Annotated in this window: 23 protein-coding genes and 1 pseudogene; 13 read left to right on the top strand and 11 right to left on the bottom strand. The window is 67.5% G+C overall.

Annotation, left to right across the window (positions count from 1 at the left end; translation table 11 throughout):
- The first annotated feature begins 3 nt into the window (after positions 1-3).
- Positions 4-372: a hypothetical protein gene (locus tag QTI68_RS32700; RefSeq protein ID WP_286527673.1), complete on the top strand. Its 369-nt coding sequence runs from the start codon at positions 4-6 to the stop codon at positions 370-372.
- 37 nt (positions 373-409) lie between these two features.
- Complete coding sequence (locus QTI68_RS32695) at positions 410-847, top strand: hypothetical protein (protein ID WP_286527671.1); 438 nt, start codon at positions 410-412, stop codon at positions 845-847.
- Positions 848-896: 49 nt separating this feature from the next.
- On the opposite strand, the gene QTI68_RS32690 is transcribed toward QTI68_RS32695, so the two are convergent.
- Positions 897-1,301 (bottom strand): DoxX family protein, encoded by a 405-nt coding sequence (locus QTI68_RS32690; protein ID WP_286527668.1) that lies wholly within the window; start codon positions 1,299-1,301, stop codon positions 897-899.
- Between the two features lie 156 nt (positions 1,302-1,457).
- Positions 1,458-1,757 (bottom strand): annotated as a pseudogene (locus QTI68_RS32685) (transposase); the annotation flags it as partial.
- Between the two features lie 411 nt (positions 1,758-2,168).
- Here QTI68_RS32685 and QTI68_RS32680 point away from each other — a divergent pair.
- The 4 genes from QTI68_RS32680 to QTI68_RS32665 all read left to right on the top strand — a co-directional run bounded on the left by QTI68_RS32680 (position 2,169) and on the right by QTI68_RS32665 (position 7,453).
- On the top strand, positions 2,169-2,717 hold the full coding sequence (locus QTI68_RS32680) for a fimbrial protein (RefSeq protein WP_286527666.1): 549 nt from the start codon (positions 2,169-2,171) through the stop codon (positions 2,715-2,717).
- 87 nt (positions 2,718-2,804) lie between these two features.
- Entirely contained in the window at positions 2,805-3,596 is a 792-nt protein-coding gene (locus QTI68_RS32675; protein ID WP_286527664.1) for a fimbrial biogenesis chaperone, read from the top strand.
- Positions 3,597-3,722: 126 nt separating this feature from the next.
- Positions 3,723-6,320, top strand: coding sequence for a fimbria/pilus outer membrane usher protein (locus tag QTI68_RS32670; RefSeq protein ID WP_286527662.1), 2,598 nt, complete (start codon positions 3,723-3,725; stop codon positions 6,318-6,320).
- 17 nt (positions 6,321-6,337) lie between these two features.
- Entirely contained in the window at positions 6,338-7,453 is a 1,116-nt protein-coding gene (locus QTI68_RS32665) for a fimbrial protein (protein ID WP_286527659.1), read from the top strand.
- Positions 7,454-7,457: 4 nt separating this feature from the next.
- Here QTI68_RS32665 and QTI68_RS32660 read toward each other — a convergent pair whose 3' ends face one another.
- Complete coding sequence (locus tag QTI68_RS32660) at positions 7,458-7,865, bottom strand: hypothetical protein (RefSeq protein WP_286527655.1); 408 nt, start codon at positions 7,863-7,865, stop codon at positions 7,458-7,460.
- A 164-nt stretch (positions 7,866-8,029) separates the two neighbouring features.
- On the opposite strand from QTI68_RS32660, the gene QTI68_RS32655 reads away from it, so the two are divergent.
- The 5 genes from QTI68_RS32655 (at position 8,030) to QTI68_RS32635 (ending at position 11,964) form a co-directional block, all read left to right on the top strand.
- Positions 8,030-9,061 (top strand): amino acid ABC transporter substrate-binding protein, encoded by a 1,032-nt coding sequence (locus QTI68_RS32655; protein ID WP_286527653.1) that lies wholly within the window; start codon positions 8,030-8,032, stop codon positions 9,059-9,061.
- The gene (locus QTI68_RS32650) at positions 9,058-10,047 is read left to right on the top strand and encodes an amino acid ABC transporter permease (protein ID WP_286527651.1); all 990 of its coding nucleotides are present in this window, start codon (positions 9,058-9,060) and stop codon (positions 10,045-10,047) included. The genes QTI68_RS32655 and QTI68_RS32650 overlap by 4 nt, the downstream gene beginning before the upstream one ends.
- Positions 10,044-11,099, top strand: coding sequence for an amino acid ABC transporter permease (locus QTI68_RS32645; protein ID WP_286527648.1), 1,056 nt, complete (start codon positions 10,044-10,046; stop codon positions 11,097-11,099). The genes QTI68_RS32650 and QTI68_RS32645 overlap by 4 nt, the downstream gene beginning before the upstream one ends.
- 80 nt (positions 11,100-11,179) lie before the next feature.
- Positions 11,180-11,455 carry a type II toxin-antitoxin system TacA family antitoxin gene (locus QTI68_RS32640; protein ID WP_286527646.1) on the top strand — a complete coding sequence of 92 codons (276 nt, stop codon included), beginning with the start codon at positions 11,180-11,182 and terminating at the stop codon, positions 11,453-11,455.
- Positions 11,455-11,964 (top strand): GNAT family N-acetyltransferase, encoded by a 510-nt coding sequence (locus QTI68_RS32635; RefSeq protein ID WP_286527645.1) that lies wholly within the window; start codon positions 11,455-11,457, stop codon positions 11,962-11,964. The genes QTI68_RS32640 and QTI68_RS32635 overlap by 1 nt, the downstream gene beginning before the upstream one ends.
- A gap of 2 nt (positions 11,965-11,966) precedes the next feature.
- Here QTI68_RS32635 and QTI68_RS32630 read toward each other — a convergent pair whose 3' ends face one another.
- The 3 genes from QTI68_RS32630 to map are packed head-to-tail and all read right to left on the bottom strand — an operon-like array spanning position 11,967 to position 15,812.
- The gene (locus QTI68_RS32630) at positions 11,967-12,362 is read right to left on the bottom strand and encodes a PPC domain-containing DNA-binding protein (RefSeq protein WP_286527643.1); all 396 of its coding nucleotides are present in this window, start codon (positions 12,360-12,362) and stop codon (positions 11,967-11,969) included.
- A 10-nt stretch (positions 12,363-12,372) separates the two neighbouring features.
- Complete coding sequence (locus QTI68_RS32625; protein WP_286527641.1) at positions 12,373-14,961, bottom strand: [protein-PII] uridylyltransferase; 2,589 nt, start codon at positions 14,959-14,961, stop codon at positions 12,373-12,375.
- Between the two features lie 26 nt (positions 14,962-14,987).
- Positions 14,988-15,812, bottom strand: coding sequence for a type I methionyl aminopeptidase (gene map / locus QTI68_RS32620; RefSeq protein ID WP_286509136.1), 825 nt, complete (start codon positions 15,810-15,812; stop codon positions 14,988-14,990).
- Positions 15,813-15,859: 47 nt separating this feature from the next.
- Between map and purL the strand changes: the two genes are divergently transcribed.
- Together purL and ygiD are read left to right on the top strand one after the other, a co-directional pair.
- Positions 15,860-19,966, top strand: coding sequence for a phosphoribosylformylglycinamidine synthase (purL, locus tag QTI68_RS32615; protein ID WP_286527639.1), 4,107 nt, complete (start codon positions 15,860-15,862; stop codon positions 19,964-19,966).
- 65 nt (positions 19,967-20,031) lie between these two features.
- Entirely contained in the window at positions 20,032-20,883 is an 852-nt protein-coding gene (gene ygiD, locus QTI68_RS32610; protein WP_286527807.1) for a 4,5-DOPA-extradiol-dioxygenase, read from the top strand.
- 74 nt (positions 20,884-20,957) lie between these two features.
- Here ygiD and QTI68_RS32605 read toward each other — a convergent pair whose 3' ends face one another.
- From QTI68_RS32605 to QTI68_RS32585, 5 genes are read right to left on the bottom strand one after another with little or no spacing between them, the layout of a single operon-like run.
- On the bottom strand, positions 20,958-21,743 hold the full coding sequence (locus QTI68_RS32605) for a foldase protein PrsA (protein WP_286527637.1): 786 nt from the start codon (positions 21,741-21,743) through the stop codon (positions 20,958-20,960).
- Positions 21,744-21,794: 51 nt separating this feature from the next.
- A complete protein-coding gene (locus QTI68_RS32600; RefSeq protein ID WP_286527636.1) occupies positions 21,795-22,058 on the bottom strand; it encodes a BolA family protein in 264 nt (87 codons plus the stop codon).
- Positions 22,055-22,594 (bottom strand): septation protein A, encoded by a 540-nt coding sequence (locus QTI68_RS32595; protein WP_286527635.1) that lies wholly within the window; start codon positions 22,592-22,594, stop codon positions 22,055-22,057. The genes QTI68_RS32600 and QTI68_RS32595 overlap by 4 nt, the downstream gene beginning before the upstream one ends.
- Positions 22,595-22,602: 8 nt before the next feature.
- On the bottom strand, positions 22,603-23,022 hold the full coding sequence (gene msrB, locus QTI68_RS32590) for a peptide-methionine (R)-S-oxide reductase MsrB (RefSeq protein ID WP_286527634.1): 420 nt from the start codon (positions 23,020-23,022) through the stop codon (positions 22,603-22,605).
- Positions 23,019-24,500, bottom strand: coding sequence for a protein adenylyltransferase SelO (locus QTI68_RS32585; RefSeq protein WP_286527633.1), 1,482 nt, complete (start codon positions 24,498-24,500; stop codon positions 23,019-23,021). The genes msrB and QTI68_RS32585 overlap by 4 nt, the downstream gene beginning before the upstream one ends.
- Positions 24,501-24,592: the final 92 nt, after the last annotated feature.

Here is a 24,592-nt window from a genome sequence, read left to right as displayed (position 1 = left end):
AGGTTGAACAATGAGACGAGGGCCGTTGCATCGATTTCGGGCGCAACACCCATCGTTCTGCGCATCGTGGCGTGCGGCGTCTTGTTCGATGCATTGATCCCCCTTTCTCCCTTCATCGTCGAATCCTTCGGCATCGGGTTCGGAGACTTTCAGCGAATCCTGTCCATGGGATTCTTGATTTTTGCCGGCACCCAGTTTCTTGCTCCGCGATTTGCCAATGCCGGGGAGCCCGAGCAGCTACTCATCCTGTTGCTGATGTTCTCCGCCAATGCGGTGGGATCCGTATCGGCGTGCACATCGCTGCGCGGCTTCGATGGTGCTGTTTCTGCCGCGATCAACACGGGGTCGACGCGAAAGAACGGAGGCGCCTGATGCGCCAACCCGAAAGGCCGGTGCATTCACCAGGATCGTGCGCAAAAAAGACGCCGTCGAGGTCCTGGCCTTCCATCTTTCAGGAAAGGCCGCCGGAAGATTTGACTGGCAGCACAGGATGGGCGCCGCATGGGGTTTCCTGGCCCTGGGAATCCTGGCACTTCTGGCTTCCGCCTACGCAGACAGCGTGTCGCTGTTTCTGGCTTTTGCCGTGATGGTCGTCGTCTTCTTCTGCATCGTGCTTCCGATTTCCGCAACCTTGGCGTTCGATGTCGCACCCGACGAGAGATTCCATGCCGCGGCCTTGTACGGCGGAATCCAGAGCCTGGGGGGCGCTTCGATCGTGTTCCTCTTGTCCGCGTTGCCGGGCTCGCCTGTCGCCGCACTGATCATTCTTGGCGTGCTGGTACTGCTGGGAATGCCGGCCCTGCAGTTCGCGCTGCATCGGCGAACCCGCAAAGCGCACGGCGGGTAGCCGCGACTTCGATGGCGCGGCGCGTCGCGCCATCGAAGTCGCTTTCAAGCTAGTTCAGTCGTCCGCCGGTGCCGCCCAGGCTGAAGCGCCCGGCGCCCAGGAAGGCCACCGCCAGCGCGGCGAACAGGAACATGCCCTGCAGTTCGAGCGCCCAGCCGCCCGACTTGCCGATGACCGTCAGGTCCTTGAGGTGGACCAGCCAGATGGCGACCAGCATGTTGATGACCGTGATCCAGGCCGCCGGACGGGTGTAGACACCGATGATCAGCAGCACCGGCGCCAGCAACTCGCCCACGTAGACCAGGTAGGCGAGGGCGCCCGGCAGGCCATGCGACGTCAGCATGCCCTCGACGAAGCCAACGCCATTGCTGAGCTTCGAGATGCCGTGAAGCAGGATCAGGATACCCAGGGCCAGACGCAGGACGAGCTTGCCGGTGTCATCGGAACGGATCATGTGAAAAACCTTTCGTTGCTAAAAACAGGGGCGATTGTGGTCGATCTCGCACCGAGTTGCCGCATCGAGGTCCTGCACGAGGCGATTTTCCGGATCGGACAGCGATGGGACGGCCGGCTCGCCGGGCCTCGGCAGCGGCAGTGACGTCGATCGGCGCCGCCGCGGCTGCATGAGGGTCGCATCGATCGTCCTGAAGGGGTTGTCGGCATCCCGAGTCAGGGCCTCCACCACCGGCAGCCAGGCGCCGCTGCTGCGCCATCGCGTATAGCGCAGGTGCACGACCCGGAAATCACCGAAGCGCGGCGGCAGGTTGCGCCACGGAATCCCGGTGCGATAGCGGTACAGCACGGCCTCGACGAACAGCCGGTTGTCTTTCGCTGTCACGCCGACATGACCGCGGCGCCCGGGCAGCAGGTTCTTGATCAACATCCATTGATGGTCTTTCAGCGCGTACATCCGTCCCCGTGTTTTGATTTCTATTTCTACGAATATAGCTGCCGGAAAACGCGCGCAATTGATGACAGTTACAAAGTGAAGTACTGAGGGTGTCGATTTTACCAATGAAGACCGCGGCAGGCTTGATCTTGATTCAATTGAATTGATGACGAGCGGATTTCTTGCGTCGATGTTACCGCTGGTTAATGAGTTCCTGTTTTATTACACCATCGAGGTTAATTGATGGTTTTATGGATTTCCAATTTTCTGCTCGCTCTATCAGAATTTTCCGCGCCGACCGGCTTCGGTTCGATGATTAGAATCCACGCCGTGCATCAATGCCGGGTGGCATTGACAATTGATTTTTAATCAAAAGATGGGGCGGCCAACGCCTCCCCTTGCACGCATTGTCAACTTCAATATGGAATTACCATGAAGAAAATCATTCTGTCGACCCTCGTTGCCAGCGCCTCGGTTTTTGCTTTTTCCGCCCATGCATCGGGCCGGATCAATTTCGACGGCGAGGTGGTGGCCCAGACCTGCAACGTGACCGTCAACGGCCAGGCCACGACCCTGATGCCGGGGACCAACGTATCGCTGCCGCACGTCACCCAGGGTGCCTTGGCCAACCTCGGCGACGTTGCTGGCGAGACGCGCTTCACCATCGGTCTCAAGGATTGCCTGGCCACCCCGGGCACGGCCGCCGCCTTCTTCGAGCAGGGCACGACCGTGGATGTCACGGGTCGGCTGAAGAACATGGCGGTCGGCGGCGCCGACAACGTGCAATTGCAACTGCTCGATGTCGACGGCAGCAATGCTCCGATCAACGTGGGTGACGCATCCCAGCGCACCAACAACGTCCACGGGACCATCTCCGGCGGCGCTGTGGATCTGCCTTACGGCGTCCGCTACTACGCGACGGGTGCCTCCACCGCCGGCCTCGTGACCAGCTCGGTCACCTACACGATCGACTACCAATAAGGTCGACCGCGCCCGCCCGCCCTGGCGCGCGGGCGCCTCGGCGCGCCCCCGCCGGCGCGCCCGTGCGAACGACTTCGAGCAGACTCAATGAAAAATCACTTTCGCACCGGCGTGCGCCGGCTCCTGGTCCTGTCCGCCTTCGCATGCGGCCTTTCGCATGCGGCCATCGTCATTACCGGCACTCGTGTCGTCTATCCGGCCGAAGAGCGCGAAGTCACGGTTAAATTGAACAATACCGGCGCATTGCCGGCGCTGGTCCAGAGCTGGATCGACGATGGCAATGAAAAAACCAGTGCCCAGGAAAAGTCGATGCCGTTCGCGCTATTGCCGCCGATATTCAGAATCGATCCGGGCAAGGGGCAGTCGGTGCGAATGACCTATACCAAGGAGCCGCTGCCGCAGGATCGGGAGTCGGTTTTCTGGCTCAATGTCCTTGAGATTCCGCCGCGGCCCGACGCCGAGGTTCGGGACAGCCGGAATATTCTGCAGATGGCATTTCGCTCGCGGATAAAGATATTCTTCCGGCCCGAGGGGCTGCCCGGCGACTCCAATGAAGCGATCGCCGGATTGCGCTGGCAATTGACTGCGAACGAGGCCGGCAACGGATACGACCTGAAGGCCGAGAACCCATCGGCCTACCACGTCAGCGTGTCCAGGGCATCCGTCGCCTTCGGCGACCGGACCTACGAAACCGAGCGTGGCATGGTCGCGCCGCACGACAGCCTGCGCTTTCCGTTGGCCGGGCTGAAATCGAAGCCCGATGCCGCACCCCGGATCCGCTTCACCGCGATCAACGACTACGGCGCCCCGGTCGACAGAGAGGTCGAACCCGCAGCCCGCGTCGAGACCCAGGCCGCCCAGCCGGACACGCCGCCCTGAGCGGCTGAATCGATTTCTGCCGGTGCCGCCTTAGGCACCGGGCCTCCCGACTTTCACGACGACCCGCCTCCAGGGGCGGGCGTGGCGCAGCTCTTTTCGGCTGCCATGCGATGGATACAGACAAAGATGCGAGCTTTTTCCCGAGGCGCCTTGCCCTCGTGGCCGTTGAGCCGCCTGAGTGCGGCGTTGATCTTCGTGTTCGGCCCGATGCCGCTGGCTCTCGCGCAGCCAGGCGCGCCCGCCACGGCCGACGGCTTGGCCGTGATCGAATTCAACGACGACTTCGCCCCTGCGGCGGCCGGTTCCAAGGCGGATTTCTCGCGCTTCGCCAAGGGCAATCCCCTGACGCCCGGCGAGTACCGGGTCGACCTGTCGGTCAACGGCAAGGGACTTGGCCGCACCGAAGTCACGGTGAAGGCGATCCGCGGGCCGGACGAGGCGCAACTGTGCGTCACGCGCGCATTGCTCGAGCGGATGTCGGTCGACTTCGAGAAGATGAGCGAGGCGGCGCTGCTCTCGCTGGCCGGGCCGGCGTGCCTGTCGATCAAGGACCTGATCCCCGATGCCACGCTGACCCTGGACACTTCCTCGCTGTCGCTCGACGCCAGCATCCCCCAGGCCCTGGTGCGCAAGACGCCGCGCGGCTATGTGGACCCTGCGGGCTGGGATGCGGGCGTGACGGCGGCCGTGCTCGGCTACTCCTTCAACCACTATCGCCAACGCACGGCCGGACAATCCTTCGACTCGTCCTACCTCGGGCTGAACCTGGGCTTCAATGCCGGCGGCTGGAACTTCCGCCACAACGGCAGCATGTCCTGGCGAGCGCAGGGCGGCTCGACCTACCAGACGCAGAACACCTACGTGCAGCGTGACCTCGGCGCGCTGCGTGGCCGGCTCACGATCGGCGAGGCCAACACCAGCGGCGAGATCTTCGATACCGTGCCCTTCCTCGGCGCGCAGGCGGCCTCGGACGACCGGATGCTGCCCGATTCGCAGCGCGGCTATGCACCGGTCGTGCGCGGGATCGCCACCACCCAGGCGCGGGTCACCATCCGGCAGAGCGGGGTGGTCATCTACGACACGCCGGTGGCCCCTGGTCCCTTCGAAATCAATGACCTCAATCCGGCCGGCTACGGCGGGGACCTCGAGGTGACGGTGACCGAATCCGACGGCCGCCAGCGCATTTTTTCAGTGCCCTATGTGTCGGTGCCGCGCTTGCTGCGTCCGGGCACCACGCGGTTCAGCCTGACCGGCGGCCGCTTGCGCAATGCCGCCCTGATGGATCAGCCGGGTTTCCTGCAGGGCACGCTGCAGCGGGGCTTCAGCGACCGCCTGACCGGCTACGGCGGCATCCAGGTGAGCGAGCATTACGGCGCAGCGTTGGCGGGGCTGGCCGCGGCAACGCCGGTGGGGGCGCTGTCGGCCGACCTGACCGCAGCCAGCTCGGAGATCGGCGAGGCGCGCCGGTCGGGCCAAAGCCTGCGGCTGGGCTACAGCAAGTTCCTGGAGCAGTTCGCCAGCAGCGTCTCGGTGTCGGCGGCCCGCTTCTCGACCGACGGTTTCTTCGGTTTCAGCGATGCGGCGCTGGCCGCTGACGCGGTTCGACGGGGGCTGGCGTTCGACTCGATCTGGCGGCCGCGCAATCGGCTGTCGCTCAGTTTCAGCCAGGCGCTGGGAGAACGCGGCGGGCAGCTCTCCCTCAGCGGCTACGTCCAGGACTACTGGAACCGGGGTCAGCGCGACATGCAATACCAGTTCAGCTACAGCAACAGCTTCGGCTCGATCAGCTACGCCCTGTCGATCAATCGATCGCGGGATGCTGTCGGCCGGATGGCGAACGTGTTCATGGCGAGTCTTTCGATCCCTCTCGGCAAGGCCGACAGGCCGCCGATCAACGCCATGCTCAACCTCAGCCGCAATGCCGACGGCGCGACCGCCAGCCAGGCAACCCTGAGCGGGGTGGCCGGCCCCGGCAACGCGCTGTCCTGGGGCGTGGCGGCCGGACAGGCGGAGCAGCAGGGCGCCAACGGTTCCCTCAACGGCCAGTACCGCAGCCCCTACGCGAACCTTCAGGCGTTCTACGGGCAAGGCCGGGACTACACCAGCGGTTCGCTGGGCGTCAGCGGCTCGGCGGTGCTTCATGCCGGGGGGCTCACGCTGTCGCCGTACATCGGCGAGACGATCGGACTGGTCGAGGCACCGGGCGCAGGCGGGGCACGAATCGAGAGCTATCCGGGCGTGGTCCTCGATGGCCAGGGCTTCGGCATCGTCCCTTACATGACGCCCTACCGGTTGAACGAAGTCGCGATCGATCCCAAGGGCATCTCCACCGACGTGGAACTGCAGGCCTCGAGCCAGCAGGTGGCACCGCGCGCCGGCGCGGTCGTGAGGCTGCAATACAAGACGGTCACCGGTCGCGCGCTGCTGGTCGACAGCCGCCTGCCGGATGGCGGCCCGCTGCCGTTCGGCGCCGAAGTCAGGGACGCCAACGGCGACAACGTCGGGACAGTCGGGCAGGGCGGTCGCATCTTTGCGCGCATGCCCGAGACCAATCGACTGCTGACGGTGCGATGGGGCGATCAGGATTCGCTCCAGTGCAGCATCGATTTGTCGGCCTTGCCGGACCGCGTGTCGGGCACCAGCGCGAGCCTCGAGCACTTCGACGGACCCTGCGCAGCCGCTGCGCCGTCCGCGGCGCCCGAAACCACGGGCGCCGTCGAATGAAACAACCTGGAGCACGCATGCAAGCATTTCCAAGGCAGGCCCACGAGGCGGCCGGCCGATTCGGCGCCGCACTGGCGCTGCTGGCCCTCTCGACGGCGGCGAGTGCCGCGATCCGCTGCGACTATGGCTTGGACAACGCCTATGGTCCGGCACCCGCCTCGCTCACCCAGTCGCTGGTGGTCCAGGCCCTGACGATCGGGCCCGACGTGCCGGACGGCACGATCATCTACCAGCAGCTCACCGACCTGCAGCCGTTCAGCATCCACTGCAGCGGCGGCATCGGAAGCGTCGACTTGAAGTCGAACTACGGCGCCAATCCGCGGCCGCTGGCCTCGTGGAACACCGGACCCCATGCGGGCCAGGTCTACGAGTCCGGATTGCGGGGCGTCGGGGTCTTCATCGAGGATCTGTCGTCCAATGCCGCGTTGCCTGTCGTGAGGAACCTGCCGATCGCCTCGGACCCTGCCGCCGTCGGCGGCAAGCAGGCCCAGTTGCGCCTGAACCTGATCAAGATCGGGCCGGTGTCGCCCGGTGTGGTCAGCGGCAGCCAGCTTCCCGGCGCCGAGGTGTCGATCGCACAGCTGCCGCTGCTGCGGCTGCAGTTCGTCGGCGGCCTCCAGATCGTCTCGCAGACCTGCACTACCCCTGACGTGAACGTCTCGATGGGGACCTACCGAAGCGGTGAGTTCTCGGGCCCCGGCAGCACCACGGCGTGGAAGCGTTTCGAGATCCGCCTGGAGAACTGCCCGGCTTTCTACGGCGCGTCGGTGTCGGCGACCAACACCCACACGGGCGGGAGCGGATGGCAGTTCTCGGGGGTGACGCAAAGCAATCAGATCGGCTACAGCCTGTCCGGCACGACGCGCATGATCGGTCCGCCCAGCCAGGGAGTCGTCGCCCTGAGCCCGGCCCGGCGCGGCGGGATGGCGGCAGGCGGCGTCGGGCTGCAACTCGGGCGGCCCGACGGTGCGCCGCATGGCTTCGATACGGTCTATCCGTCGGGCATCGACCCGCATTCGGAGCCCGGCGCCAGCTATGCGATCCCGCTGGCCGCGCGCTATGTGCAGACCGACCCGGTCATGACGCCGGGCGAGGCCAACGGCGCGGTCATCTTCACGATCGACTACCAGTAGGGCGTCAGTCGTAGGTCGTGATCACCACGGCGAGCGCGGAGGGGCCGGTTGGCGGCGCCAGCGTCAGGCTGCCGCCCTGGTCGCCCATGCGGCAGCTGGGGCCGGATGCCAGTTGCATCCCGGCGCCGCAGCGGATCGCAACGGGTTCGCGGTCCGGCCGTTCGATACGCACCACGGCGCTCCTGGGTTCGGATGGCGAGGCGACGAACCGCAGCTCGGTCCCGCGGACCGTCGGGTCGTCGCCGTCGCCGCCGGAGGCGGCGGGTGAAACGACGACGCCGTACGACGACGGAACGATCGCGCCGGTGAAGGCGATCGAACCGCCCGCCGCGCTGGCGGCCGTGGCGAAGAGACAGGCGGCAATGACCGGGACGATGGCCATGCGCGAGGAAGCGCCGGTGCGCTGCTGCATATCTACCTCCTTGAGCTCGTAGTGGTTTCAAATATATTGCAAATGTTTCTATCAGACACATGCCGAAGCAACGAATCTTGACCACCGACAAGCCGCCGCCAGTTGATGCCCACCCCACGTAAACTGCCGGCCTGCCGTCATTTCGAAGAAAAGAAGACCACCGCATGAATTCACGCATCCGCCCGGCGTTCGCCGCTGTCGCCGCTACCTTGGCCTTCGCGGCCGCGCCGGCTTTCGCCGGCAAGACGCTCGACGCCGTCAAGCAGCGCGGCACCGTCAAGTGCGGCGTGACCAACGGGGTGGCCGGCTTCTCGGCGCCCGACACCCAGGGCAACTGGTCCGGGCTCGATGTCGACACCTGCCGCGCGATCGCCGCGGCCGTGCTCGGCGACGGCAAGAAGGTCGAGTTCGTGCCGCTCAATTCGCAGCAGCGCTTCTCGGCCCTGCAGGCCGGCGAGATCGACATCCTGGCGCGCAACACCACCTGGACGCTGACCCGCGACGCATCGCTCGGCTTCCACTTCACGACCATCACCTATTACGACGGCCAGGGTTTCCTGGTGCCCAAGAAGCTCAAGGTGACGAGCGCCAAGCAGCTCAAGAACGCCACCATCTGCACCCAGGCCGGCACCACCAACGAGAAGAACGTCGCCGACTGGTTCAAGGCCCAGAACATCCCGGTCAAGACGGTCGTGTTCGAGAGCTTCGAGGCTTCGTTCAAGGCCTTCTTCGCCGGCCGCTGCCAGGCATTCACGACCGACACCTCGGCGCTCGCGGGCCTGCGCAACAAGGAAGCGCCGAACCCCGACGACTACGTGATCCTGCCCGAGCTGATCTCCAAGGAGCCGCTGGCGCCGCTGGTGCGCCGCGGCGACGACGAATGGTTCGCGATCGCCAAGTGGGTGCCCAACGCGCTGATCGAAGCCGAGGAGTTCGGCATCACCCAGGCCAACATCGACGAGCTCAAGGGCTCCAGCAAGGACCCGGCGCAGCAGCGCCTGGTCGGCAGCGGCGACGACCTCGGCAAGCTGCTGGGCCTCGACAAGGACTGGTCCTACCGCGCGATCAAGGCGGTCGGCAACTACGGCGAGATGTTCGAGCGCAACGTCGGCCCGAAATCGGTGCTCAAGCTGCCGCGCGGCTCGAACAACCTCTGGAACAAGGGTGGACTGATGTACGGATTGCCGGTGCGATGAGCCGGCGCCGGGCCGTCTGGCTCGCCTGGGCCCTGCAGGCCCTGCTGATCGCGGCGATCGCGTCCGGCGTCTTCTGGCTGGTTCAGCATGCGCTCGAGGTGCTGCGCAGCCGCGGCGTGCAGTCGGGCTTCGACTTCCTGCTGCAGCCGGCGGGGTTCGAGATCTCCGAGGGCTGGCTCGATTTCGATGCCGGCCAGCCGTTCTGGCGCGCCTTCCTGGCCGGCTTGATCAACACGGTGCGCGCCGCCGTGCCGGCCGCGCTGATCGCGGTCGTGCTCGGCACGCTGATCGGCATCGGCCGGCTGGCGCCGCACGTGCTGGTGCGTGGGCTCTGCGGCGCCTATGTGGAGACGATCCGCAACGTGCCGCTGCTGGTGCAGCTGCTGATGCTGTACTTCGCGCTCACCCAGTTGCTGCCTGATTCGACCGAGCCGCTCGAACTGCTGCCGGATGTCTGGCTGAGCAAGGGCGGGCTGTCGCTGCCCTGGCCGGTGCGGGAGGAGGGCGCGTGGTGGCCCAGCCACTTCGAATGGCCCGAGCGCGGCAGCTTCAATGTCAGCGGCGGCGCGGCGCTGAGTCCCGAATACCTGGCGGTCGTGACCGCGCTGGCGCTCTACACCGCCTCCTTCGTCGCCGAGATCGTGCGCGCCGGCATCGGCTCGGTCGCGCAGGGCCAGAAGCTGGCCGCCCAGGCCTTGGGCCTGACCGGGTGGCAGCAGCTGCGCATCGTGGTGCTGCCGCAGGCGCTGCGCGTGATCGTGCCGGCCCTCACCAATCAGCTGCTGAGCCTGACCAAGAACTCCTCGCTCGCGGTGGCGGTCGGCTATCCGGAGCTGGTCTCGATCGCCAACACCTCGCTCAACTCGACCGGCCGCGCCTTCGAGTGCATCGCGGTGATCATGGCGGTGTACCTCGGACTCTCGCTGCTGATCTCCTGGGCCATGAACCGCTACAACGCGCGCGTCGCGCTGCGGGGCTGGCGATGAGCGTCGTTGTGCGGGCGCCGATCGCATGGCGCAAGGAACTGTGGGGCTCGCCGTTGCGCGCGGCCTTCACGCTGGCGCTGCTGCTGCTGTTCGCCTGGGCGGGGTTCCACGCGTTCGAATGGGCGGTGCTGCAGGCCGTGTTCCGTCCGGATGCGCCGGCTTGCCGGGCCGTGCCCCATGGCGCCTGCTGGGGCGTCATCGCCGAGAAGTGGCGACCGATCCTGTTCGGGCGCTATCCCTACGAGGACCAGTGGCGGCCGGCGGTCGCCGTCACGCTGCTGTCGCTGACCACGCTGCTGAGCGCCTGGCCGCGCAGCTGGCGCTGGTGGCTGCTGCCGCTCTGGCTGGTTTCGCTGGCCGCGTTCCTGGTGCTGATGCGCGGCGGTGTCGCGGGACTGGCGGCGGTGGCGACGAATCGCTGGGGCGGCCTGCCGCTCACCATCGGGCTGGCGGTCGTCGGCCTGGCGCTGGCCTTTCCGCTGGCACTGGTGCTCGCGCTGGGCCGGCGCTCGGAGTGGCCGCTGATCCGCACCCTGTGCGCCACCTACATCGAACTGGTGCGCGGCGTCCCGTTGATCTCGGTGCTCTTCATGGCTTCGTTCCTGCTGCCGCTGCTGTGGCCTGCCGGTTGGCAGCCCGACGTGCTGGTGCGGGTGCTCGCCGGCCTGTCGCTGTTCGTCGCCGCCTACCTGGCCGAGATCATCCGCGGCGGACTGCAGGCGGTACCGCGCGGCCAGGTCGACGCCGCGATGGCGCTCGGCTTCGGCCGCTGGCCGGTGCAGCGCGACATCGTGCTGCCGCAGGCGCTGCGGCTGGTGGTGCCGGCCCTGACCAACAACGTGGTCGGCACCTTGAAGGACACCTCGCTGGTCACCGTGGTGGGCCTGTTCGAGCTGACCGGCGCGCTCGGCCTGGCGCTGGGCGGCGACCCGACCTGGCGGCCGTTCTACCTCGAGGGCTACCTGTTCATCGCCGCCGTGTACTGGGTGCTGTGCTTCGGGCTGTCGCGCTACAGCGGCTGGCTGGAAAGGCGGCTGTCGAGCGGGCCTTGAGCGGTCTCGTCGACAACTTCGGGAATTGCATTTGTGTGTCATTTGTACTAACATGGCGTACGTTTTCGACGGAGATTGCGATGACCACTGCCGCTCGCTCTTCCAGGCTGGGGCTGCGTGCCACCCCGCAGCAGGAGACCGTACTGCGTCGCGCCGCTGAGGTCAGCAACAAGTCGATGACCGAATTCATCCTCGACAGCGCCTACCAGGCGGCCGAACGAACCCTGCTCGACCAGCGCCTGTTCCTGGCGACGAGCAGTCAATCGCAGGCATTGCTGTCGATGCTGGATCGGCCCGAACAGGACAACCCCGGCCTGAAGGACCTGTTCTCGCGAAGCGCTCCCTGGGACACCTGATGGCATTCGGTGCCCCGCAGGCGCTGGATGCGAGCCATCGCCTGGAAGCGTTCGATTGCGGCAAGCCGTCGCTCGATGACTGGTTGGTACGGCATGCGCGCCAAGCGCAGGCCAGTGGTTCGGCCAAGACCTTCGTGGTTGCGCAGGGCGCGCGGATCGCCGGCTACTTCAGCCTGACGGTGGGACAGATCGACACGCTGGATGCGCCTGATCGGGTACGCAAGGGCATGGGGGCCTTCCCCATTCCGGTGATCATCCTGGCCAGGCTGGCAGTGAGTTCGTCTGATCAAGGTCGGGGCATTGGCGTCGGCATGCTCCAGGACGCCATCCGACGCACGCTCCTCATCGCCGATCAGGCCGGCGTCCGCGCCATGTTGACCCACCCCATTGACGAAGAGGCCGAGCGCTTCCATCTTCGATTCGGCTTCGAGCCGTCGCCCGTTCGTGAGCAGCAGTTGCTGCTGCTTCTCAAAGATGCACGCCGGATACTGAATGCCGATCGGATCTGAGTTCAGGCCTTGCGGATCGTCAACTCGGCGAAACCGGTCGCAGGGTCGAGCTCGCGGGTGAACTGCCAGCCCGGCAGCCATGCCACCAGCAGCTCGGCGGTCGTGCGTACCACGCAGCCCGGTGCCACGTGGCCCCCGCGCACCCGGCCCTCGGCATCGGACACGCTCATGTGCAGGTGCGAGCCGGCGGGCGACAGGGTGCCCGCCAGCGTCAGGATCTCCAGGTCGCCGACCAGGGTCGCGGGTGTCTCGATGCCGGCGTAGCGCAGGTGTGCGGCGCCCAGGCTGCCGATCCCCGAGAGCACGAACGCGGCCGCGCAGCCCCGCGCGGCCAGCGCCGCATCGAGGGCGCCGCGCAGGTCGTCGCCGGGGTGCAGGCGCAGCGGCGTCGCTTCCACCTCCGGGTCCTCAGGCCGCCAGCGCCTCGAGCAGCTCGGTCTCGATCGCCAGCTGGGCCCGCTGGCCCTGGAGCTCCGGGCCGCTGATCAGGAAGGTGTCCTCGACCCGCTCGCCCAGGGTCGTGACCTTCGCCAGCTGCAGGTTCAGGTGGTGGCGCGCCAGCACGCGGGCGACCGAATAGAGCAGTCCGGCGCGATCGCTGGCCGAGATGCTGAGCAGCCAGCGCTGCGCCTTCTCGTCGGGCAGCAGGCTGACGCGCGGCTTGATCGGGAAGCTGCGCACCCGGCGCGAGACCCGGCCCTTGCTCGGCGCCGGCAGCGGGCCGGCCTCCCTGAGCGTCTTCGCCAGGCCGGTCTCGACCATGCTGATCAGGTCGCGGTAGTGCTCCGGGATGAAGGTGGTCACGACCTGGAAGGTGTCGAGCGCGAAGCCGTTGCTCGCCGTGTGCACCTTGGCGTCCAGGATGCTGAAGGACGACTGGTCGAAGTAGCCGCAGATGCGCACGAACAGGTCGGCTTGGTCGGGCGTATAGACCACCACCTGCAGGCCTTCGCCGACCGGCGACAGCCGGGCCCGCACGATCGGCGGCGTGTGCGGATCGATCGGCACGCCGGCATGCGGCACGTGGCGCGACAGCTGCTTGGCGTGCCAGGCGATCTCGTTGGCGTCGTGGCGCATGAAGTAGCCGACATCGAGCGTCTCCCAGAGCGCCTTGTGCGCATGCAAGGGCTCGGCGTAGAGCGCCAGCTGCACCAGCGCCTCGCGCTTGCGGGCCTCGATCTCGGCGCCGGGGTCGGGCATGCGGCCGCCCAGCACGCGCGAACTCAGCCGGTAGAGGTCCTCGAGCAGCTTGCCCTTCCAGGCGTTCCAGACCCTCGGCGAGGTGCCGCGGATGTCGGCGATCGTCAGCAGGTACAGCGCCGTCAGGTAGCGCTCGTTGCCGACGCGCTTGGTGAAGGCGCCGATGACCCCGGGGTCGCTCAGGTCCTGCTTCTGCGCCACCTGGCTCATCACCAGGTGCTCGGAGACCAGGAATTCGATCAGCCTGGCGTCTTCGCGCGGGATCTCGTGCTGGCGGCAGAAGCGCCGCACGTCGCGCGCGCCCAGGGTCGAATGGTCGCCGCCGCGGCCCTTGGCGATGTCATGGAACAGCGCCGCGATGTAGAGGATCCAGGGCTTGTCCCAACCGGCCGCGAGCTGCGAGCAGAAGGGGTACTCGTGCGCGTGCTCGGCGATGAAGAACCGGCGCACGTTGCGCAGCACCATCAGGATGTGCTGGTCGACCGTATAGACATGGAACAGGTCGTGCTGCATCTGGCCGACGATGCTGCGGAACACCCGCAGGTAGCGCCCCAGGACCGAGGTCTGGTTCATCAGCCTGAGCGCGTGCGTGATGCCGCGCGGCTCCAGCAGCATCCGCATGAAGGTCGCGTGGTTGACGGGGTCGTTGCGGAACTTGCTGTCCATCACGTGGCGCGCGTTGTAGAGCGCCCGCAGCGTGCGCGCCGACAGGCCGTTGACGCCGATGGTCTTCTGGTAGAGCAGGAAGGTCTCGAGGATCGCGTGCGGATCCTTCAGGTAGAGGTCGTCGCTGGCGACCTCGATCAGGCCGCCCTTCTCGAAGAAGCGCTCGTTGATCGGCGTCGGCTGGTCGGCCTGCGGCTGCAGCTTCTCGGCGATGTTGAGCAGCAGGATCTGGTTGAGCTGGGTGACCGCCTTGGCGGCCCAGTAGTAGCGCCGCATCAGCGCCTCGCTGGCCTTGCGCTGCGACTCGCCGACATAGCCGAAGGTGGCGGCCACCGCGGTCTGGAGGTCGAACACCAGCCGGTCCTCGCGCCGGTTGGCGGTGACGTGCAGGCGGGCGCGGATCAGGCTCAGCAGCGCCTCGTTGCGCTTGATCTGCTGGATCTCGAACGCGGTCGCCAGGCCGTTCCTGGCGAGGTCGTCCCAGCGGTTGCCGAAGCCCGCGGCCTTGGTCATCCACAGGATGGTCTGGAGGTCGCGCAGGCCGCCCGGCGACTCCTTGCAGTTGGGTTCGAGCGCGTAGGGCGTGTTGTCGAACTTCTGGTGGCGGTGCCGCATCTCCTGCGACTTGGCGGCGAAGAAGGCCTGCGGGTCGATGGCGGCGAAGAAGTTCTTGCGGAAGCTCGCGTAGAGCTTCTTGTCGCCGATCACCAGGCGCGATTCGAGCAGCGAGGTCTGGACCGTGACGTCCTTGGCGGCTTCGTCCAGGCATTCGGAGACGGTGCGCACGCTGGAGCCGATCTCGAGCCCGGCATCCCAGCACTGGCCGATGAAGGCCTCGAGCCGTGCCGGCTCGACCCCGCTGTCCTCGCCCTCGGGCAGCAGCAGCAGCACATCGACGTCGGAGTAGGGAAACAGCTCGCCGCGCCCGAAGCCGCCCACCGCCACCAGCGCCAGCCGGTGGCCGAAGCCGGCGTCGGCCCACAGCGCGCCGAGCGTCTCGTCGGCCAGCGCCGCCAGCTGCCGCAGCACGGTGTGCACGCTGCGCGTCGGCGCCCGCGCGCTGCGCAGCTGGTCGAAGAGCGCCAGCTTGTGCGTGCGATAGGCGTCGCGCAGCGAGGCAATGTCGACCATGGGCGCCAGGAGCAGCCGGCGCGGTTTCAAGCCGCGGCGCTGACGAAGGCCGGCACGGGTGGGCTGCCGGCCGACAGCGTCAGCACCTCGTAGCCGGTCTCGGTGACCAGCACCGTGTGTTCCCACTGCGCCGACAGCGAGTGGTCGCGGGTGACGATGGTCCAGCCGTCGTATTGGCCACCCTTGGCGTCTTCCTTGATCTCGCGCTTGCCGGCGTTGATCATCGGTTCGATCGTGAAGGTCATGCCCGGCTTGAGCTCCTCGAGCGTGCCTGGCCGGCCGTAGTGCAGCACCTGCGGCTCCTCGTGGAAGCCCCGGCCGATGCCGTGGCCGCAGAATTCGCGCACCACCGAGAAGCCGTTGCTTTCGGCGAAACGCTGGATGGCGAAGCCGATGTCGCCCAGATGGGCGCCCGGCTTGACCTTGACGATGCCGTGCCACATGGCGTCGTAGGTGAAGGCGCACAGCCGCTTGGCCGCGATCGAGGCATCGCCGACCACGAACATCCGGCTGGTGTCGCCGTGCCAGCCGTCCTTGATGACCGTGATGTCGCAATTGATGATGTCGCCCTTCTTGAGCGGCTTGTCGTTCGGGATGCCGTGGCAGACCACGTGGTTGACCGAGGTGCAGATCGACTTGGGGTAGGGCGTGCTGCTGGCGCCCATGTAGTTCAGGGGCGCCGGAATGGCGCCCTGGACCTGCGTGATGTAGTCGTGGGCGAGCTTGTCGATCTGGTTGGTGGTCACGCCGGGGACGATGTGGGGGGTGATGTAGTCCAGCACCTCGGAGGCGAGGCGGCACGCCACGCGCATGCCGGCCACGCCCTCGGCGTCTTTGTAGGTAATGCTCATGGCCGGAATTATCCCATCCGAGCCGTTAAAATTCAGGGTTAGCGCGGATGGCCCCAGTCAGCGGCCGCCGCCTCATTCTCATGAATCCCAACGCGGCCCCTGCGGCCGACCCGAACGTGACGCTGCCCGTGAACCCGTCTTCCCCCCGTGCTGTCCATGCCGCCCCCGTGGTGAGCTTCTTCGAGGGCGGCAGCGCCCTCAGCGATTTCCGGGCCCGGCAGCTGCTGCCCCGCCTGCAGGCGGTCGAGCCGCGCATCGAGGGCCTCAGCGCGCGCTTCGTCCACCTGGTGGTCACCGACGACCCCCTCGACCAGGCCGCGAAAGAGCGATTTGCCGCCCTGCTGGGCTATGGCGAGCCCTTCGTGGCGCCGGCCAAGGCCGGGTCGACGGTGGTGGTCACGCCCCGGCTGGGCACGGTGTCGCCCTGGGCCTCCAAGGCCACCGACATCGCCCACAACTGCGGCCTGGCGCTGCGCCGGGTCGAGCGGGTGACGCAATACCACCTGGTGCTCAAGGCGCCCCTGCTCGGCAAGGCGCCGGTGCTCGAAGGCGACAAGCTGGCCGCGGTGGCCGACCTGCTGCACGACCGCATGACCGAATCGGTGCTGGCCCGGATCGAGCAGGCCGCCGAGCTGTTCGCCGAACTGCCGCCGCAGCCGATGGCGCAGGTCGACGTCCAGGGCGGCGGACGGGCGGCGCTGGTCGAGGCCAACAGCCGCTTCGGCCTGGCCCTGGCCGAGGACGAGATCGACTACCTGGTCGATGCCTTCACCCGCCTGGGCCGCAACCCGAGCGACGTCGAGCTGATGATGTTCGCCCAGGCCAACAGCGAGCACTGCCGCCACAAGATCTTCAACGCCGACTTCGTGATCGACGGCGCGGCGCAGCCGAAGAGCCTGTTCTCGATGATCCGCAACACCGAGCGCCTGAGCCCGCAGCACACGGTGATCGCCTATGCCGACAACGCCTCGGTCATGGAGGGCACGCAGATCGAGCGCTTCGTGGCGGCCTCCGAATCCGGCGGCTACCGCAAGCAGGAGGCGCTGAGCCACGTGCTCATGAAGGTCGAGACCCACAACCATCCGACCGCGATCTCGCCGTTCCCGGGCGCCTCCACCGGCGCCGGCGGCGAGATCCGCGACGAGGGCGCCACCGGGCGCGGCTCCAAGCCGAAGGCCGGCCTGACCGGCTTCACGGTGTCGAAGCTCTGGCCCGCCGAGGGCAGCTACGGCAAGCCTGGCCACATCGCGAGCCCGCTGCAGATCATGACCGAGGGCCCGCTGGGCGGCGCCGCCTTCAACAACGAGTTCGGCCGGCCCAACCTGCTGGGCTACTTCCGCGAGTACGAACAGGCGATCGAAAGCGACCGGGACACGGTGCAGCGCGGCTACCACAAGCCGATCATGATCGCCGGCGGCCTCGGCAGCATCGATGCCGGCCAGACCAAGAAGATCCAGTTCCCCGCCGGCGCGCTGCTGATCCAGCTCGGCGGGCCGGGCATGCGCATCGGCATGGGCGGCAGCGCCGCCAGCTCGATGGCGACCGGCGCCAATGCGGCCGAACTCGACTTCGACTCGGTCCAGCGCGGCAACCCGGAAATCGAGCGCCGGGCGCAGGAAGTCATCAACCATTGCTGGCAGCAGGGCGAGGCCAACCCGATCCTCGCGATCCACGATGTCGGCGCCGGTGGCTTGAGCAACGCCTTCCCCGAGCTGACCAACGACGCCGGCCGCGGTGCGCGCTTCGACCTGCGGGCGGTGCCGCTCGAGGAGTCGGGCATGGCGCCCAAGGAGATCTGGTGCAACGAGAGCCAGGAGCGCTACGTGCTGGCGATCGCGCCGGAGTCGCTGGCGCAGTTCCGCGCCTTCTGCGAGCGCGAGCGCTGCCCGTTCTCGGTGGTCGGCGTGGCGACCGAGGAGCGCCAGCTGCTGGTGGCCGATGAAGGCGCCGAGGCGCAGCCGGTCGACATGCCGATGGACGTGCTGCTGGGAAAGCCGCCGAAGATGCTGCGCGACGTCCAGACCGTGGCGCGCAGCTTCAAGCCGCTCGATCTTACCGGCGTCGACCTGCAGCAGGCCGCCATCGAGGTGCTGGCGCACCCGACCGTGGCCTCGAAGCGCTTCCTGATCACCATCGGCGACCGCACCGTCGGCGGCCTGAGCCACCGCGACCAGATGGTCGGCCCGTGGCAGGTGCCGGTGGCCGATTGCGCCGTCACGCTGGCGGATTACCGCGGCTTCGCGGGCGAGGCGATGAGCATGGGCGAGCGCACGCCGCTGGCCGCGCTCGACGCCCCGGCCTCGGGCCGGATGGCGGTGGCCGAGGCCATCACCAACCTGCTGGCGGCGCCGATCGAGCTGTCGCGGGTCAAGCTGTCGGCCAACTGGATGGCAGCCTGCGGCGAACCGGGCGAGGATGCGGCGCTGTACGAGACCGTGAAGGCCGTCGGCCTCGAGCTCTGCCCGGCGCTCGGCATCTCGATCCCGGTGGGCAAGGATTCGCTGTCGATGCGCACCCAGTGGCAGGACGGCGGCGAGGCGAAGAAGGTCACGTCGCCCGTGAGCCTGATCGTCACCGCCTTCGCCACCCTGGCCGACGTGCGCGGCACGCTGACGCCGCAGCTCGACGCCGACGAGCCCGACAGCACGCTGGTGCTGGTCGACCTGGGCCGCGGCAAGCAGCGCATGGCCGGCAGCATCCTGGCGCAGACGCTGGGCCAGAGCGGCGACACGGTGCCCGACCTCGACGATCCGCAAGACCTCGTGAAACTGGTGGCCGCGGTCAACGCGCTGCGCGCCGAGGGCAAGATCCTCGCGCTGCACGACCGCAGCGACGGCGGCCTGTTCGCGGCCGCCTGCGAGATGGCCTTCGCCGGCCATGTCGGCGTGGCGCTCAACGTCGACCTGCTGGTCACCGAGGGCGACGGCATCAGCGACAGCCGCGCCGAATACGGCGACGCCAAGAACTGGGCCGGCCAGGTCAGCGCGCGGCGCGAAGAGCTCACGCTCAAGGCGCTCTTCAACGAAGAACTCGGCCTGCTGCTGCAGGTGCGCACTTCCGAGCGCAACGAGGTCATGCAGACCCTGCGCGCGCACGGGCTCAGCGCCCACAGCCACTTCGTCGGCAAGACCCGGCCGGCCAGTTCGCCGATGGACGCGGGCAAGGGCAAGGTCGAGATCTGGCGCGACGCCAAGGCGGTCTTCAGCGCCGGCCTCAGCGACCTGCACCAGGTCTGGGATTCGGTCAGCTGGAAGATCTGCCGCGAACGCGACAACCCCGACTGCGCCGATGCCGAGCACGCCGCCGCCGGCGACCCGCAGGACCCGGGCGCCCGCGTGCTGCTGGCGCCGGGCGCGACCGACGATGTGGCTGCGCCATTCCTCAATCTGGCCCGCCCCAAGGTCGCGATCCTGCGCGAGCAGGGCGTCAACTCGCACGTCGAGATGGCCTACGCCTTCACCGAGGCCGGCTTCGAGGCCTTCGACGTCCACATGACCGACCTGCAGACGGGCAGGGCGGACCTGGCCGACTTCAAGGGCGTGGTCGCCTGCGGCGGTTTCAGCTACGGCGACACGCTGGGCGCCGGCATCGGCTGGGCCCGCAGCATCACCTTCAACCCCAGGCTGGCCGAGCAGTTCAAGGGCTTCTTCGGCCGCGCCGACACCTTCGGCCTGGGCGTGTGCAACGGCTGCCAGATGTTCGCCGAACTGGCCGACATCATCCCGGGCGCCGAGGCCTGGCCGCGCTTCACGACCAACCAGAGCGAGCGCTTCGAGGCTCGCCTGTCGATGGTCGAGGTGCTCGAGTCGCCCAGCCTGTTCTTCGCCGGCATGGCCGGCAGCCGCATGCCGATCGCAGTCGCGCACGGCGAGGGCTACGCCAACTTCAAGCACCGCGGCGACCCGGCCCGGGCGATCGCGGCGATGCGCTTCGTCGACAACCACGGCCAGGCGACCGAGCGCTATCCCTTCAACCCGAACGGCAGCGCCGGCGGCCTGACTTCGGTGACCACCGCCGACGGCCGCTTCACCGCGCTGATGCCGCATCCGGAACGCGTTTTCCGCAACATCCAGATGAGCTGGACCTCGGGCGACCGCAGCGAGCTCAGCCCCTGGATGCGGATCTGGCGCAACGCCCGCAAGTGGGTGGGCTGAGCCCCGTGCGGCGACGTTCGGTGCTCGGCGCAAGCGCCGTGATGGGCGGCGCGCTGCTCGGAAAGATGCCCCTGTCCGGCGCGGCCGAAGCCTTCGGCGCGCTGAAGAAATCGCCGCGCATGCCGCTGCTCTTCGTCGGCCACGGCAGCCCGATGAACGCCATCGGCGACAACGCCTATCGAAGGAGCTGGCAGGCGCTCGGCGCCGAGTTCGGCGCCCGCTACCCGAAGCCGCAGCTGATCCTGTGCGTCTCGGCGCACTGGCTGACACGCGGCGGCTGGTTCCTTACGGGCATGGCCAGGCCCAAGACCATTCATGATTTCGGCGGCTTTCCGCAGGCGCTGTTCGACCAGCAGTACCCCGCGCCCGGCGCACCCGAAGCGGCCGCGCAGATCGCACGGGGCGTGCGCCAGCCGCTCGGCGGCGCCGCGCTGGGCATGGACGAGGCCGAGTGGGGCTTCGACCACGGCACCTGGTCGGTGCTCAAGCCGATGTTCCCGCGCGCCGACATCCCCGTGGTGCAGCTCAGCATGGACTACAGCCGCCCGCCGGCCCAGCACTACCAGCTCGGCCAGCAATTGCGGGCACTGCGCGAGCGTGGCGTGCTGATCGTCGGCAGCGGCAACATCGTGCACAACCTGCGCGCCACGCGCCGCGACGCCAGGCCGGGCCAGGCCTACGACTGGGCGATCGAGTTCGACCGCATCGTCGGAGAGCAGATCAAGAACGGCGAGCTCGCCGCGCTGCCGGACTTCAAGAGCCTCGGCCCGATCGCGGCGCAGGCCCATCCCACGCACGATCACTACCTGCCGCTGCTCTATGCCGCCGGTGCGGTCGATGGCAAGGAAGCGCCGCGCTTCTTCAACACCGACTTCCAGTCGGCATCGATCTCGATGCGTTCGGTGGTCTGGGGCTGAAAGCAAAAAGGGCCGGCGAAAGCCCGGCCCTTTTGGGGAATACGGCGGAACCGGCCTCGCCGGGCCCGCAGCAATTACTCGACCTTGGCCTTCGCCCGCAGGTCTTCCTGGTACTTCTGCAGCCGCTGCTGCTGCAGTTGCTGCACGACCTGCGGCTTGACCTCTTCGAGCTTGGGCAGCTGCGCTTGGCGGATGTCGTCGACGCGGATGATGTGGTAGCCGAACTGCGACTTGACCGGTGCCGCCGTGGTCTCGCCCTTCTTGAGCTTGATCATGGCTTCCGAGAATTCGGGCACGAAGCTCGCGGGCGCGGCCCAGTCGAGGTCGCCGCCATTGGCGCCCGAACCCGGGTCCTTGCTCTGCTTCTTGGCGATGTCCTCGAACTTGGCGCCCTTCTTGAGGTCGGCCAGGATCTTGTTGGCCTGGTCCTCGGTCTCGACCAGGATGTGGCGGGCCTTGTATTCCTTGCCGCTGTTGGCGGCGACGAACTTGTCGTACTCGGCCTGGACGTCGGCGTCGGTCACCGGGTTGTTCTTGCGGTAGTTCTCGAACAGCTGGCGGATCAGGATCGCCTGGCGCGCGAGCTCGAGCTGGTTCTTGTAGTCGTCGGTGCCGTCCAGACCTTGCTTCTGGGCTTCTTGCATGAAGACCTCGCGCGCGATGACTTCCTCGCGCAACTGGCCCTGCATCTCGGGCGTGACCGGGCGGCCGGCGGCCGCGAGTTGCTGGGCCAGCACGTCCATGCGCGCCTTCGGCACGGCCTTGCCGTTCACGATGGCGGCGTTCTGCGCCAGGGCGGCGAACGGAATGGCGCCGACCAGGGTGGCGAGCGCGACGGCCTTGAGGATGTTTTTCTTCATAAGGGGAGGGGGTTGTCGCCGCACGACCGTGCGGGTGATGGGAACGACGCCCTAGAGCGTCTCGATGGCAAGCGCGTGGAGGCCCTGTGCGATGAAAAGTTGCAGCGCATCATACACAAGCCGATGGCGCGCCACGCGGGGCTTGCCGGCGAACAGAGGGGATGCGATGCGGACCCGGAAATGCGTGCCGTAGCCTTCGGCGCCGGCGCCCGCATGGCCGGCGTGGGCGGCGCTTTCGTCGATCACTTCGAGCGCCGTGGGCTGCAGCGTTTCGCGCAGCCGCGCTTCGAGGTCGCTGGCGGTCGGGAGGCTCATGCTGCGGGCTTGTCCGATTTGAGATGCGGCGAGATGTAGATCCCCTGCGCGACCAGGAACACGATCGGGAAGACGTAGCCCCAGAGCTTGAAGTTGACCCAGGCCTCGGTCGTGAAGTAGGCCGCGACATAGCCGTTGAGGACCGCCATGAAGACGCAATAGGCGATCCAGGCGACGTTGAGCTTGCCCCAGACCTGGGTCGGAAGCTCCAACTGCCCGCCCAGCAGCATCTTCAGGAAGTTCTTCTTGAAGCCCCACAGCGCGACCGCCAGCGCGATCGCCATGGCGCCGTAGAGCACGGTCGGCTTCCACTTGATGAAGCGGTCGTCGTGCAGCGCCAGCGTGAGCGAGCCGAACAGCAGGATCAGCACCAGCGTCGCCTTCTGCATCGGCTGCAGCCGGCGTTCCATAAACCAGATGATCGCCATCTGCAGCGCGGTGGCGGCCATCAGCACGCCGGTCGCCGTGTAGATGTCGTAGAACTTGAAGGCGCCGAAGAACAGCAGGATCGGGAAGAAGTCGAGGACGAGTTTCATGTTCGGGTTCAGTCGGTTTCGCGATCCTTGAACTCGAGCGAGGCCGAATTCATGCAGTAGCGCAGGCCGGTCTCGGTCGGCCCGTCGGGAAACACATGGCCCAGGTGGGCGCCGCAGTTGGCGCAGACGTTCTCGGTGCGCACCATGCCGTGCGAGCGGTCGACGATGTTGCGGATCGCGCCGGGCACGGCCTCCTGCGAGAAGCTGGGCCAGCCGCAGCCGGCGTCGAACTTGGTGGCCGACTCGAACAGCTTGGCGCCGCAGCAGATGCAATGGTAGGAGCCGTCGTCCCAATGGGCTTCGTACTTGCCGGTAAAGGGGCGCTCGGTGGCGGCGTGCCGCGTGATTTCGAAGGCGCCGCGTTCGGCGCCCTTCTCGGCCAGCAGGGCCTTCCATTCGGCATCGGTTTTCTGGACGGGTGAAGTCATGATGAGCAGCTGATTTCGATCGTGGAGGCCCAGTCGGGCGGGAAGCCGGCGAAAGCGTCGTGGCCGGCATGTTCGTCAAATGGGGATTCGAGCAGGCGCAGCAAGGTGGCGACGCCGGAGAAATCCTTTTGCCCGGCGGCTTCGATCGCCTGCTGGCCCAGGTGGTTCCGCAGCACGAATTTTGGATTGCTGCGCAGCATCCGGGCGGCGGTGTCCGCGGCCGGCGTGCCGGCACGGCGCTCGGCGTAGGTCTGCAGCCAGGCATCCAGGCCCGGCCGGTCGACGAACAGGTCGCGCACCGGCTCGAAATCGCCGTTCGCCGCGCCATGGGAGAGCCGGCGCCAGAAGATCGTGTAGTCGACCTTTTCCTGGGCCAGCAGTTTGAGCACGCCTTCGATCAGCGCGCGGTCGCCCTCGGCGGCCTCGGCGAGGCCCAGCTTGGCCCGCATCCGGGCCTCGAACTCGCGCGGGAACACGGTCTTGTACGACTCCAGCGCGGCGACCGCCACCTCCTGGTCGCCGATCAAGGGGAGCAGCGCCTGGGCCAGACAGAACAGGTTCCAGTAGGCGACGTTGGGCTGCTGGTTGAAGGCGTAGCGGCCGGAGGTGTCGCTGTGGTTGCAGATGTGGCGCGGGTCGAAGCCGTCCAGGAACTGGAACGGCCCGTAGTCGATCGTGAGCCCGAGGATGCTCATGTTGTCGGTGTTCATCACGCCGTGGCAGAAGCCGACCGCCTGCCATTGGGCCAGCAGGGCGGCGGTGCGTTCGCTGACCGCCTCGAGCAGCGCGGCATAGGCATTGCCGCCGAAGCGCGAGCTGACGCGGCACTCCGGGTAGTAGCGGTCGATCACGTAGTCGGCCAGGGCGCGCAGTTCGTCTTCGCGCTGGTTGGCGGCGAAATGCTCGAAGTGGCCGAAGCGGATGAAGCTGGGCGCGACCCGCGTCACGACGGCGGCGGTTTCGAGTTCTTCGCGGCGCACCCGGGCGTCGGAGCCGGTCACGCACAAGGCCCGCGTGGTCGGGATGCCCAGGCCGTGCATGGCCTCGCTGCAGAGGAATTCGCGGATGCTCGAGCGCAGCACCGCCCGGCCATCGCCCATGCGGGAGTAGGGCGTCGGGCCGGCGCCCTTGAGTTGCACCTCGAGCCCCCCGGCGGTTTCACCCAGGAAGATCGCGCGGCCATCGCCGAGCTGTCCGGCCCAGACGCCGAACTGGTGGCCGCTGTAGACGCTGGCGAACGGGCGGGTGCCGGCGACTGGCGAATTGCCGACAAAGGCGGCCAGGCCTTCGTCGGATTGCAGCCAGGACGGGTCCAGCCCGAGATCGCCTGCCACGCGCGCGCTGACGCCGACCCAGTAGGGGTCGGGCAGGGGACGGGGCTGGAGTTCGGTAAAGAAGGCGGGGCCCAGCGCCGAGAAGCCCGGGGCCCAGCGCAGACCCAGGTCGACCAGGTCCGCTTCGTCTGCAAGCATGCTCATGGGGCGATTGTCCTGCAGCGGGCGAGACCCCGGCGAGAAGAGGCTATGCGGAGGCATGGGCAAGTCGGTTAAAGTATCTACATTGTCGATAC

Origin of the sequence: Variovorax sp. J31P207 (genome assembly GCF_030316965.1) — a bacterium.
Taxonomy (GTDB): Bacteria; Pseudomonadota; Gammaproteobacteria; order Burkholderiales; family Burkholderiaceae_C; genus Variovorax; species Variovorax ginsengisoli_B.
This window is presented reverse-complemented; position numbering and strand designations above follow the sequence as displayed.

Bases quoted from the DNA above. Each gene is read 5' to 3' on its own strand.
- QTI68_RS32605 (WP_286527637.1), bottom strand. From the start codon at position 21,743: ATGAAGAAAAACATCCTCAAGGCCGTCGCGCTCGCCACCCTGGTCGGC.
- ygiD (WP_286527807.1), top strand. From the start codon at position 20,032: ATGCCCCTGTCCGGCGCGGCCGAAGCCTTCGGCGCGCTGAAGAAATCG.
- QTI68_RS32650 (WP_286527651.1), top strand. From the start codon at position 9,058: ATGAGCCGGCGCCGGGCCGTCTGGCTCGCCTGGGCCCTGCAGGCCCTG.
- QTI68_RS32595 (WP_286527635.1), bottom strand. From the start codon at position 22,594: ATGAAACTCGTCCTCGACTTCTTCCCGATCCTGCTGTTCTTCGGCGCC.
- QTI68_RS32660 (WP_286527655.1), bottom strand. From the start codon at position 7,865: ATGCAGCAGCGCACCGGCGCTTCCTCGCGCATGGCCATCGTCCCGGTC.
- QTI68_RS32690 (WP_286527668.1), bottom strand. From the start codon at position 1,301: ATGATCCGTTCCGATGACACCGGCAAGCTCGTCCTGCGTCTGGCCCTG.
- QTI68_RS32665 (WP_286527659.1), top strand. From the start codon at position 6,338: ATGCAAGCATTTCCAAGGCAGGCCCACGAGGCGGCCGGCCGATTCGGC.
- QTI68_RS32655 (WP_286527653.1), top strand. From the start codon at position 8,030: ATGAATTCACGCATCCGCCCGGCGTTCGCCGCTGTCGCCGCTACCTTG.
- msrB (WP_286527634.1), bottom strand. From the start codon at position 23,022: ATGACTTCACCCGTCCAGAAAACCGATGCCGAATGGAAGGCCCTGCTG.
- QTI68_RS32625 (WP_286527641.1), bottom strand. From the start codon at position 14,961: ATGGTCGACATTGCCTCGCTGCGCGACGCCTATCGCACGCACAAGCTG.
- map (WP_286509136.1), bottom strand. From the start codon at position 15,812: ATGAGCATTACCTACAAAGACGCCGAGGGCGTGGCCGGCATGCGCGTG.
- QTI68_RS32670 (WP_286527662.1), top strand. From the start codon at position 3,723: ATGCGAGCTTTTTCCCGAGGCGCCTTGCCCTCGTGGCCGTTGAGCCGC.
- QTI68_RS32585 (WP_286527633.1), bottom strand. From the start codon at position 24,500: ATGAGCATGCTTGCAGACGAAGCGGACCTGGTCGACCTGGGTCTGCGC.
- QTI68_RS32645 (WP_286527648.1), top strand. From the start codon at position 10,044: ATGAGCGTCGTTGTGCGGGCGCCGATCGCATGGCGCAAGGAACTGTGG.
- QTI68_RS32680 (WP_286527666.1), top strand. From the start codon at position 2,169: ATGAAGAAAATCATTCTGTCGACCCTCGTTGCCAGCGCCTCGGTTTTT.
- QTI68_RS32600 (WP_286527636.1), bottom strand. From the start codon at position 22,058: ATGAGCCTCCCGACCGCCAGCGACCTCGAAGCGCGGCTGCGCGAAACG.
- QTI68_RS32640 (WP_286527646.1), top strand. From the start codon at position 11,180: ATGACCACTGCCGCTCGCTCTTCCAGGCTGGGGCTGCGTGCCACCCCG.
- QTI68_RS32675 (WP_286527664.1), top strand. From the start codon at position 2,805: ATGAAAAATCACTTTCGCACCGGCGTGCGCCGGCTCCTGGTCCTGTCC.
- purL (WP_286527639.1), top strand. From the start codon at position 15,860: ATGGCCCCAGTCAGCGGCCGCCGCCTCATTCTCATGAATCCCAACGCG.
- QTI68_RS32635 (WP_286527645.1), top strand. From the start codon at position 11,455: ATGGCATTCGGTGCCCCGCAGGCGCTGGATGCGAGCCATCGCCTGGAA.